Origin of the sequence: Pseudomonas sp. TE50-2, from assembly GCF_040813665.1 — a bacterium.
Classification (GTDB): domain Bacteria; phylum Pseudomonadota; class Gammaproteobacteria; order Pseudomonadales; family Pseudomonadaceae; genus Aquipseudomonas; species Aquipseudomonas soli.
Genome location: NZ_JBFNXN010000001.1, coordinates 1,176,692 through 1,188,779 on the forward strand (window position 1 = coordinate 1,176,692; position 12,088 = coordinate 1,188,779).

General features: G+C 62.8%; 3 protein-coding genes. All 3 read right to left on the bottom strand.

Annotated elements, in window-relative coordinates; translation table 11 throughout:
• Positions 1 to 139 precede the first annotated feature (139 nt).
• The 3 genes from AAHK21_RS05265 to AAHK21_RS05275 are packed head-to-tail and all read right to left on the bottom strand — an operon-like array spanning position 140 to position 12,088.
• Positions 140 to 10,180: a calcium-binding protein gene (locus AAHK21_RS05265; protein WP_367856640.1), complete on the bottom strand. Its 10,041-nt coding sequence runs from the start codon at positions 10,178 to 10,180 to the stop codon at positions 140 to 142.
• A gap of 52 nt (positions 10,181 to 10,232) precedes the next feature.
• Entirely contained in the window at positions 10,233 to 10,616 is a 384-nt protein-coding gene (locus AAHK21_RS05270) for a hypothetical protein (RefSeq protein ID WP_277503293.1), read from the bottom strand.
• A gap of 47 nt (positions 10,617 to 10,663) precedes the next feature.
• Positions 10,664 to 12,088, bottom strand: a complete 1,425-nt coding sequence (locus tag AAHK21_RS05275; protein WP_367856641.1) for an HlyD family type I secretion periplasmic adaptor subunit — start codon at positions 12,086 to 12,088, stop codon at positions 10,664 to 10,666.

Genomic DNA, 12,088 nt, shown 5'->3' on the forward strand with positions numbered 1-12,088 from the left:
CAGGCCCTGCGTTCACAAGGCGCATGATGATGAGCTGAGGGGATGCATCAAGACGTCCCGACCGCTTCCACACCTTGCGGGTGTACAAGCGGTCGGCCTGCACAGGTACGTGCCCTTCAGGCCACGTACCTGTCCGCCCTTACTGCCAGTTGCTGGCAATAACGGAGTCGAGTGCCTCCTTGTAGTTCTGCGGCAATGTCATCTGCCCTGCCGCGGGCGGCGCGAACGCTGCCATCGCCGAAACCAGCTGGTCGACCTGGCCATCGAGCAAGACCTTGCCATCACTGGTGCGGAACTGCTCGACATGCTGCGCCTTCTCCCAGTTGCCCGCGCCCCAGAACGACCATTTGGAGACCGTCACCTGGTCGTCTGTGCCAATCACACTGACCTCGAGATCCCAGCCATTCTTGCGGAACCACAGCTGTTCGGCCGAAATTCCCGGGCCAAACTGCAGCACATCGATGTTGGTGTCGCTGTCGAAGTCGTTGATGACGTCCCGGCCTCCTCCACGTTCGAACTTGTAGAGGTCGTCACCGGTTCCCCCTTCGAGGCGATCGTTGCCGGCCCCACCATCAAGTGTGTCGGCGCCACTGTCACCATACAGCTCGTCGGCGCCCTTGCCGCCCAGCAACGTGTCGTTGCCGGCGAACCCGTAGAGCTTGTCGTCACCGTCAAGCCCACTGAGCACATCAGCCTGGGTTTCGTCACCGAACAGCTGGTCGTTACCCTGGGTTGCGGAGCCCCTGGCCATTGCCTTGATCGTGTCGACGTCCCAGCGTGTGCCATCGGCGAAGCGGATCTGCTCGACCTGGTTCGAGGCGTTGGAGAACCAGCTGTTCACCTTCAGCGTGTCGGTGCTGCCCTTGATACCGATGTACAGGTTGGACAGATCCCGGCTCAGGCTGAGGTCGGACGGCGCGATACCCGCTGCGACTTCGATCACATCGAGGTTGCCGGCCTGATAGTCGTAGTCGCTGATCTCGTCCTGCCCGGCACCCCGGTAGAACAGGTACGTGTCATTGCCAGCATCCCCCTGAAGCTTGTCATTGCCAGCACCGCCGTCGAGGATGTCCGCCCCAGGCCCACCATAGAGCATGTCGTTGCCGGCACCGCCGTTGAGGGTGTCGTTGCCCGAGAGCCCGTAGAGCTTGTCGTTCCCCCCCAGGCCGTTGAGGGTGTCGTCGACCGCCTCCGCGCCTTGCAGCACATCATCGCCCTGGGTGGCCATGCCCTTGACCAGGGCCTGCATGGTAGCCACATCCCATGACGTGCCATCGGCGAACTGAACCTGTTCGACCTGGTTATCCTTGGCGAAGAACCAGTTGCTGACGGTCACCTTGTCGGTCGAGCCGCTGATTGCCAGTTCCAGATTGTCGCCTTGGCGCGATGCCTTGACGTCGGCCGCGACAATGCCTGGGCCGAACTTGATCACATCGACATTGCCTGCGGTCCAGTCGCGGTCGGAGATCGTGTCCTGCCCACCACCGCGCTGGAACAGATAGGTATCGTTACCTGCCCCACCCGACAGCGTGTCATTGCCGATGCCTCCGTCGAGGGTATCGTTGCCGTTGCCACCATCGAGCTGGTCGTTGCCAGCCCCACCGATGAGCACGTCGTCACCGGACAAGCCATAGAGCTTGTCGTCGCCCGCCAGGCCATCGATCCGCTCGTTGCTGTCGTCGCCATAGACGGTGTCGGCGGCTTCGCTCGGCGCCACCCGCGACAGACGCCGCAGGTCGTCGACTGTCCAGACGCTACCGTCGGCGAAGGCCACACGCTCCACCTGGTAATTGGCGTCGGTGTAGCTGCGGATGGTCATCCGGTCCGTGGTGCCTTTGATGCCCAGCTGCAAGTCCCAGAGATCGCGGGTCAGGGTGATATCCGCCGCGCTGATCCCCGCGGCAACCCTGATCGTGTCGTTGTTGCCGACGCTCATGTCGAACTCGCTGATGCTGTCCTGCCCCATCCCTCGGTAGAACAGGTAGACATCATCGCCCTGACCACCACTGAGGCTGTCATCACCGGCCCCGCCATCCAGGATGTCATTGCCAGCATCTCCGTTGAGCGAGTCGTTGCCGTCGCCACCCTCGAGGGTGTCATTGCCCGCCTCACCGTACAGGTTGTCGTTACCGGCCCCACCGATGAGCCGGTCATCGCCGGCACCGCCATAGATCCGATCGTTACCCGCCAGCCCGTCGAGCACATCGGCGCCGCTATCCCCGTACAGCATATCGGCCCCTTGGCTGGGCGTGCCGCGCGTCATGTTCTTCAGCGCCTCCAGGTCCCAGGTCGTGCCGTCGGCGAACAGCACACGCTCGAAGCTGTAGTTGACATCGTTGAAGAAGGTGATCGTCACTTTGTCGGACGTGCCCTTGATCGCCAGGGTGAGATAACCGCCATCTCGGCTGACCAGTACATCGGCCGGCGTGATGTCGGCGGCAACCTGAAGGGTGTCGACATTGCCCACGGTCGGATCGAAGTCGACGATCGTGTCCTGCCCCATGCCACGGTAGAAACGGTAGGTGTCGTTGCCCGTGTCCCCCGACAGCCGATCATTGCCTGCCCCGCCATCGAGGATGTCGTTGCCGATATCCCCGTAAAGCGAGTCATTGCCATCACCGCCGTTGAGCACATCGTCCCCGGCGCCACCGTAGAGGTAATCGTCGCCGGCCAACCCATTGAGCGTGTTGGCCTGGGCATCCCCACGCAGGTTGTCGGCACCCGCCGTGCCATTGATCACGGTCGTGGCAGGGCTCACGACGATGTCGAATACATCACTGGCCTCGGCCGCCGACTGGTCCACCGCCGTGACCTTGATCGATAGCGTGCCGCCCTCGACCGGCGTGCCACTGAAGGTACGGCTGGCTGCATCGAACACCAACCAGCCCGGCAGGGCCGCCCCGCTGGCGAGAGTTGCCCGATAGCTCAGCCGGTCACCTGCGTCGACGTCGCTGAAGGTGTTGGCCGGCAGCGCGTATTGCAGTGCCTGGCCACTCTTGAGGTTCAGGTCGACGATGGCATTGGCCAACTGCGGCGCGTCATTGACGTTGGCGATGTTCAGGCTGAAAGCATCGGACACCGCGGCACCCGCCTTGTCGGTCGCCGTGACCAGGATGTCCAGGCGGCCGACCTGGGCATTGCCCGACGTCCCGCTGAAGGTACGGGTTGGCGCATCGAAGCTGAGCCAGCCCGGCAACGGCTTGCCATCGGTCAAGGTAGCGCGCAGCGTCAGGGTATCTCCGGCATCGGCGTCGTTGAACGTGTTCGTGCCCAGGGTCAGGACAAATCGACTGTCCTCGGCCACGTTCTGGTCGGTGATCGCGGAAGCTACCGTGGGCACGCGGTTGGCCAGCGTGGCCAGGGTCGCGGTGTTCCAGACCTTGCCGTTGGCGAATTCGATGCGCTCGATAGCATGACCGCCAGCGGCGGTCCAACCCGAGACGATCTGCTGACCGTCGTTCAGGCGCAGGACCATGCCTTGGGCCGAGTGTTCGACCGCCACGTCGCGCTCCTCGATACCCGCCTCGAAGACGATGCTGTCGGTACCGCCTGCGACACCAAGCGCCTCGCTGATGACGTCCTGGCCGTGCCCCGCACCAAATACATAGCGGTCGTTGCCGCTGCCACCTTGCAGGAAGTCGTTGCCCGCGCCACCGTACAAGCGGTTGTCCAGCGTATTGCCGATCAGTTCGTTGTCCGCGCTGTTGCCCGTTGCATTCAAGGCCGGCCCGACCAGTTCCAGGCGCTCGACGTTTGCCCCGAGGGAGAAGTCCACACTGGCGAAGACTCGGTCGAAGCCACTGTCGGGCGCCTCGATCGCCTGGTCACCCAGATGATCGACGAAGTAACTGTCGTTGCCCCCGCCGCCATGCATCTGGTCAGCGCCCTGGGCGCCATCCAGCCGGTTGTCCCCACGGTTGCCACGCAGGATGTTGTCGACCGCGTTGCCGGTACCGTTGATGTCAGCATCGCCGGTCAGCTCGAGGTTCTCGAGATGAGTGGCCAGGGTGAAGGAGACCGAGGTGCGGACGGTGTCCGTGCCCTCGTCGGCCGACTCGACGATGCGGTCGGCGCCGTCATCGACCACATAGATGTCGTCGCCCAGGCCGCCCACCATCACATCCGCGCCCCCGGCGCCATCGAGCACATTGTTGCCCGCGTTGCCAACCAGCCGGTTGGACAAGCCATTGCCCGTTCCGTTGATGGCCGCCGAACCTTGCAACTGCAGGACTTCCACTTCATCGGCGAGGACATGGCTAACGCTGGACTTGACCACATCGTAGCCACCACCGACCACTTCCTTAACGACATCGCCAGGGTGGTCGACGATATAGGTGTCATCACCCAGCCGCCCCTCCATCACATCGGCACCGACGCCACCGTCCAGGGTATTGCCCCCGGCATCCCCCACCAGCAGGTCGTTACCCGCCGTTCCAGTCAACAGCACCTTGGGTTGCGCGCCGCCCTGACCAAAGGTGAAGTGGCTGGCGGACAGTTGGCCCGCAGTCACGCCCTTGAGCGTCAGGTATTGGGTGCCACTGGCCATGGTCCCGAGCCAAACCCGCAGGTACTGCTGGCCATCGACGGTGACGCTGCTGAAATTGAGATCGGCAAAGCCGCGTACCGCATGAATCTGCGACAGGTCGATCGTTTCCTTGGGGTTGCCCACCTCGAAGTCGTCGATCAGGTTGGCCATGACACCTTGCGAGGCGCTGGCGCGCAGGTCTTCGACCAGCACGAAGCGATCGTTGCCGGCACCGCCGGCCACCGAGGCGCCGGTGTGGGTCGCCGCACCACTGAGGTTGATGTTCGCAGACAGCAACGTGGTGGTGGCATGGTCGCTGATCGCCTGGTCACCCTCCAGGTACAAGGTATCGTCGCCGGCATCGCCCCCCAGGTAATCCAGCCCCGCGCCACCGTACAGCACATCGTCGCCTGCCCCCCCACGCACGACATCGTTGCCTTCGCCGCCGTTGATCAGGTCATTGCCACCGACGGCTGAGTCGGTGGAGGTCTCACCGACCAGCACATCGTTCCCCAGGCCACCCTGGATCGTATCGCTCCCCGTGCCACCAAACACCCGCTCGCCCGCATCGTTGGTCCAGTACCGGAAACCACCACTGGTGTTCGGCAGGTTGCGCTCGGTGGCCGTGCCATCCAGGCCGAAACCGTAGCCCGACGCTTGCGTTAGCTGATTCACACGCAGGGCCTGCGGCGTGTGAATGAAACTGCTCAATGTCAGGCCTGCGGCCTGTACATTCCGGAGCACCAGCACCTGCCCATCGCCGAGGTCCAGACGCGCATCGGCACCTTGCTGGGAAATGGCCATCGTCGCATAGGTGTCGGCGGTAAAGCCGGAGAGCACGATCCGGTCGGTACCGATCACGAAATCGGTCAGGGTGTCGGTGTCCCCGGCAGCCTTGTCGATGATGAAGTAATCGGTATCGGCACCACCGCTCAGGGTATCGTTGCCCTGCCCGCCGATCAGCGTGTCGATGCCGGCCCCGCCGGCCAGCACATCATTGCCGCGTCCACCCACGAGGGTGTTGTTGGCCGCGTTGCCGGTCAGCGTATCGGCGAACTCCCCACCGATCAGGTGCTCGATCTGGCCTGGGTTGGCAATGGTCAGGCGCGCACCGGCCAAAGTAGCCTCGCCCTTGGCCAGGTCGATGGTACTGGCACTGGTAATGGCCGCCACATTGATCGTGTCCTGGCCGCCATCGGTGTCGTTGAGCACATTGCGCACGCCCGTCCCGGCGAGTTGCGCGAACTCGTTGGTGTACACGTACTGGTCGTCGGCACTGGCGCCCCTACCAAAGACATTCAGGCTCCAGTTGTTCAGCGTGCCGATATCGCCCGTCACGCTGTCGATCACGTGCAGCGTCCAGTTGCCCTGCACCGCTTCGCCCCGCAGCAACGCGGTGCTGAAGACATAGTCCAGGCTCTGCGCGCCGTCGAAGCTGGCATTGCCACGATCACTGGCATCACTGCCAGGCGCCTTGCCAGGGCGATTCATCAGGATCGACTCAGTGCCCGAGGGCGAGATCAGCTTGAGGATCAAGTCACCGGGTCGGGCATGGGTCAGGCTCACCTTGACCTCGACATGCTCGGCCAGCAAGTCGACATTGCCCATGCTGAGCGAATGGCTGATCCCAGTGCCTTGCCCGTCGCTGATTGGCCGATTGAGCACGCCCGAATCCAACGGTGTGGCCAGGCTGAGTTCGTTGGTCAGGATTTGCTGGCTGTTCCAGGTTTCTGCCAGGCGCACCGCCGCGCGGGCGTCGACCTCACCGTAGCCGTAGTCATGGCTGACGTGCATACCGCCGCCGTTCCAGTTCTGGCCACCATTGGTCTGCCAGGTGGTGGCGCTGTCATTCACCTTGCGGGCGGAGATCGCAAGGATCTGCTGAACGTCGCGATAGCCCAGCGTGGGGTTGGCTTCCAACATCAACGCGACGATGCCCGAGACGATCGGTGCCGCGAAGCTGGTGCCCTGGGAGACGCTGGTGTCACTACCAAAGGTCGAGCCGTTGTCGTTCTGAACCAGGCGCGAGGTCGACGTCACATTTGAACCCGGTGCACTGACCAGGATACTGGCCCCTGGGCTGGAGAACGGCTTGCCGCCCAGCTGCAAGGCCCCCAGGTCGGTGGTCGCGTTGATCGCGCCCACGATGACGCTGCTGCGGCTGTTGGTGAGGTTCGAGTAGTTGGTGTTGCCGCCTTTCTCACGATCGTTGCCGCCGGCCGTGACGATCACCGTGCCCAGGCCATCACGCCCTTGGCCAATAGCCTGCTTGAACGGCGTGGGCATCAATCCCAGTTCGGTCGGCGTGAACTTCAGGTCGAAGTGGTTGCTGCTGCCCCAGCTGTGGTTCACCACATCGTACTCGCGCATATGCGACAGGTTGGTGAAGTCATGCTTGTCGACCCAGTAGCCGGCGATGCTGGCGTCGTAGGCCACGCCGACACTGCCTTCACCGTTGCGCGAGGCGACCATGACACCGGCGACGAGCGTCGCATGGTCGCTGAACTTGCCGCCGCTGCCCTCGCCTGCCATCTGCCCTGGGGTCGCGTTGGCCAGCCACTGCGGGTCGAGGTTATCCTTGAGGTCGGCGTGGCGGTAATCGAGGATTTCCCGCGTGGTGCCGAACGGGCTCTGGATTTCGACCTGGGCGATCCGTACGCCTTTGCCGGTGTAATCCTTCCAGACCGGCAGGATATTGGCCTGGGACAGGTACCACTGGTCGGTCACCAGCGGATCGGCCGGCAGGTCAGCGGTGCGCAGGTAGACGGCAGCGCGCATCGTTGCGCTCTCGCCAGTCCCCATGTTGACGACCGTGGTCGCCGCATGGCCCTTGGCGTCGGCCACGGTGTACTTGAAACCCATCACGCCCGTGAAGGTCGCATCCGGGGTGAACAGCACGTCCCCCGCCTGGGTCAGGCTGGCGCTACCCCCCACTACCTCGAACAGGCCGGTGATGTGCAGGGCGTCGTGCTGCCAATCGATATCGTTCTGCAGCAACTGCTCCTTGCCGATCAGGTGCGCGCTGGTGCGCTCGAAGGCGACACCCGCCCGATCCTTGCCCAGGACATCCTTGACCAGCAGAGGGTTCTCGCTGCCAGCGCTGGTGGCGCTCGGAATCTCCACCTGCTTGAGGTTGCGGAAGTTGGCGCTCTCGACGTTCTTCAAGAAGTCTGTGCCATCGCGGCCCGCCACCGTGTCGCTGATCCAGACACCTTCGGCGGTACGAGTCAGACGGTAGTCGGCAAAATCACCCGACAGTTCCACGACGTCCAGGCCATCGCCACCGTCGATCACATCGTCGCCAGCACCACCGATCAGTACGTCGTCCCCGGCGCCGCCGTTGAGGCTGTCGTCATCGAGGCCACCTTCGATCAAATCGTTGCCTTCGCCACCGAACAACTGATCACGCCCACGGTGACCACGCAGCACGTCATTGCCAGCATTGCCGTTGATGAAGTCATCGCCATCCTCGCCAGAGAGGGCATCGTTGGCCGAACCGCCGACCAGCACGTCGTCGCCATCGCCACCACGCAGGTAGACCGTGCTGCTGCCCCCACCGATGAACACGTCATCACCGCGTCCGCCCTGGGCGATCTCCACGCCGGCCTCGGCCAGGTTCAGGCGCACGCCCTTGTCACCGAGCACCTGCACGATATCGGTGCCGTCACCACCGTGAATGTTGCCGGGCAGGTCGTCACCGTCGATCAGCAGGACATCGTCACCGGCCCCACCATTGAAGCTGTCACTGCCTTGGCCACCGGCCAGCCAGTTGCTCTGGGCATCACCCAACAGCACATCGTTGCCTGAACCACCGGTGGCATTATTGACCCCTTTGAGCGCCACATCGATGCGCTCTCCCGTGGTCGAAGCGGAAACGTAGCCCTTGACTGGCGCCACCTGCCCGGCCCCCTGGGTGGAAACGATCGTGCCGTTGCCACTGGCGCTGAACACGTGTCCGTTCGGGTTGGCCACGAAGTTTGCGGCGATGGCTTCCTTGGTCGCGCCGTTCTGCACAAAGGTGCCGCGCGCCAGGACTTCGTTGCCGTCACGCACTTCGCCGCTCTGTGCCTGGTTACCCAGGTTGATCCGGGTGATGCCCAGTTCGGTCAGCGACTTGAGCTCGCTGGTTTCACCCGTCTCGATGCTGCCATTGCCGTTGAGGTCCAGCCAGCTCTTGCCATCGTGATTGCCATCGACCCAGACCTTGACGCTCGACCAGGCCGCATCCTGGCTGTCGAACACCCCATCGGCATTGCTGTCGAGACTGGCCAACGCGGCGAAACCGTTGGCGAAACGCTTCTGGCCGGCATCGCCATTGCTGCCGGCCGCCCCGCCAAAGTATTCGGAAAGGGTCTCGCTGATGTTGTCGATCTTGCCATTGGCATTGGTGTCGACCACGACAATGCCATCCTCGGCACTGACCCAGCCGGTTTCCTCGAGGCTGCCGCCATCGTTGTCAGCGTCGAAGAACACCGGGGCCGTCAGGTAATCGGTCAAGCGCACGCCATCGCCATTCAGGTCCAGGACCAACGGGTCGGTAGGCAGGGTCAGACGTGCGCGGGCATCGCCTGAGTTCAGCAATGCACCCAAGGTACTGCCATAGGACAGCCCCTGGCTGGAGCCACGCAGACTGAAGTCGAATACATCACTGGCGGTGTTGATGTTGCCTGGGCGATAACCGTCGGCAAGGATCTGAGTCGCGGCGGCGGTAAAGGTGTTGTTGACCCAGTTGCCCTGCATCTGGTTGATATTGAGCTTGTTGGGGTCGTAGGTAATCGTCCAGCCACCACCGCTGCGCACCAGGCCATCGGCCACCTGGGCGGCATTGCGCTCGTGATCGGTGGCGCCCTTCTCGGTCACGCTGCCCGCATTGTTGATATCGAGCTTGAAGTAATTGTCACTGACCGACGCAATGGGGGTAGAAGGAATGCCCACGTATTTCTTGATCTGCGCGGCATTCTCAAGGTAGACCTCGCCACCGCTTACGCCGCCACCCGGCTTGGGCGCGTACTGGCCACCGGGGTTGTCGGAGGCAAACTTGTCCGCCCGGGCGGTCGCCCACTCCTTGCCATTGTTGTAGTAGGTGATCAGTACCGCATCCTGGGTGTCCTGATCATAAGAGGCCCAGGCGGCACCCGCTCGCTCCGCATAGAAGGCGCGACCTTCCTGCAACATCAATGCGGCGAACTTCAGGCTGGCACTGTTTTTTTCATCAGAGAGGTCACTGACCAGCGACTTGTAGTCCCCGTTGTAACCTTTCAGGCCCAACGGATCCTGCTCGGGGTTGGCGGTATTGTACTTTGCCAGCAGATCGATCGCGGTCAGGATCTTGATGTTGCCTGGCCCGACATCATTGAGTACCGGGTTGTCCCATTTGATCAGCCCTTTCTTGATCGATCCGGCCGAGACCACATCACTCAGGATCTGCTTATCCTTCACCACGCTGTCGTAGTTGCTTTTGATCTCTTCATGACTGAAGGCGGACACCCGCGCCGTCTGGATCTTGTCGACGGTACCCAGCGACTCATACTCTTCACCAATCGCCCCGAGTATGCCCTGAGCGGTGACATCCGCCGCGCCAAGCTCGTTGGCAATCGCCTTGGCCCGTTCAGCCTGGCTCTTTATGTACTCGAATGTGGATTCTTTAAACGCCATCGCTCAATTCCTTCTGACTAGATAACTTGACCAACCTTTGCGAAGGACCGGGTCATGAAGAGCCATACCCAAACATCAAGATCCCCCCCAGAAAAACGCCATGTCCCACAACGGAGACCATGGAAACGACCAGGCCAGCCCTGTTCAAGGCGCGCCAGCGGCCCATGCGCCCCAACAAGGCACACACGCCGCCCAACCAACCCAATTGCGCCAGCGCCAGAAGCTGGATGACCAGCATCGGCAGCGTCCAGTGATCGCCGCCACTGCCCTGTATCCAGACCAGATAGGAGAAAACGCTCAGCGGCAGACTACAGCCCCAGATGAACCAGGACGCCGCGTGCGCGGGCCTGAATGTCAACAGCCCCAGGCTCGCCAGCAACACACAGAGATAAGCAGGGCCGATCACGGCCCCCAGCAACGCCTTCAGTTCCAACATCCAAGACTCCCCAAAACGACCATTACACCAATCAGCAGGTCGTGGCCTCAGCGCTCGCGCAAGCTTTCATTCGCATACTGCTGCAAGGGGCTGAGGAAGTAATCGATGACCTTGCGTCGGTCGGTCTTGATCTCGACCGTGACCGACATGCCTGGCGAAAGCGCCACCTTCTGGTCGCGCACCCAGATGGAATCCTGCAACAAGCGCACGCGGCTGCTGTAGATCAGCCCGCGCTTTTCATCCTCGATGGCGTCGTTGGAGACACTGACGACTTCGCCCGCCACTGTGCCGTATTTGGTGAACGTGAAGGTTTCCACTTTCACGCTGGCCTGCTGCCCCTCTCGGACAAACCCCACGTCCTTGTTCTCCAGCATTGCCTCGACCTCCACTGGCTGGTCGCTGGGCACGATGACCAGCAACGGTTGCGCGGCAGTCACCACGCCACCGACGGTGTGGATCGCCAGTTGCTGCACGGTGCCGTCCACAGGCGCGGTGAGACTCATCAGATGGTCACGCTGCTCGGCTTTTTTCAGCTCCTGGGTCAACGAGGCAACTTGCTGTTCTGCTTGCTGCTGCAGGTCAAGCATGCTGCGACGGGTCTGCGCCAGGGTACCCTCGCGGCGGCGCTCGGCCTCCTTGCGGCTGGCCGTGAATTCGATCACCCGCGCTTGCTGCACGGCCAGGTCGCGCTCCTGGTCGAACAACGCCTGCTGTTTTTCCAGGTAGGCGTGACGCGGCACATACTGCTGCTCAAGCAAGGCGCGATAGTCCTCGGCCAGGCGGCGAGTAATCGGCAGCGTCTGCTGCAAGGAGGCGACAATGGCCTTGGCTGACTGGATTTCCGCCGAACGCTGCTCGATCTCCGCGCTCACCTGGTCCAACGCATTGCGCATTTCCAGGTACTGCCCCTGCAACCAGCGTTGTGCCGCTTGCACCTGCTCGGCCCCGGCCTCTGGCAGGTAACCCGCCAGAGAGCCTGGCGCCTGGTTGCCCTGGATCGACTCGAGCAAGGCGCTGGCTCGCGCACGATCGACCTGCGCAGCCAGCAACTCGCTTTGCAAGCGCTTGACGTCGGCGCCGGAAGCGCTCGTGTCGAGCTCCACCAGCACGTCACCCGCCCTCACCACCTGGCCATCGAAGACCCGAATCGCCTTGACCACCGCCACTTCGCTCGGTTGGATGATCTTGCTCTTGCCACTGGCCACCACCTTGCCACGGGCCGTCGCCACGACTTCGATCTCGCCCAAGCATGCCCAAGCCAGCGCCAGTGCGGCAAACAGCATGATGACCCACTGGATGTAGCGTGGAGCCGGGTGCGTGGGCTGCTCCTGCAAGGCCAGCGCGGCCGGCAGGAACTGCACCTCGTGCGCCAGGCGCGGCGGTGCGTCCAACTGTTTGCGTCGGCGCCAGGCCTGGCTCCAGGCACGCCGGTAGCGCTGCCAAAGTTCACGTTTGGCGGAAGGTTCACGCAT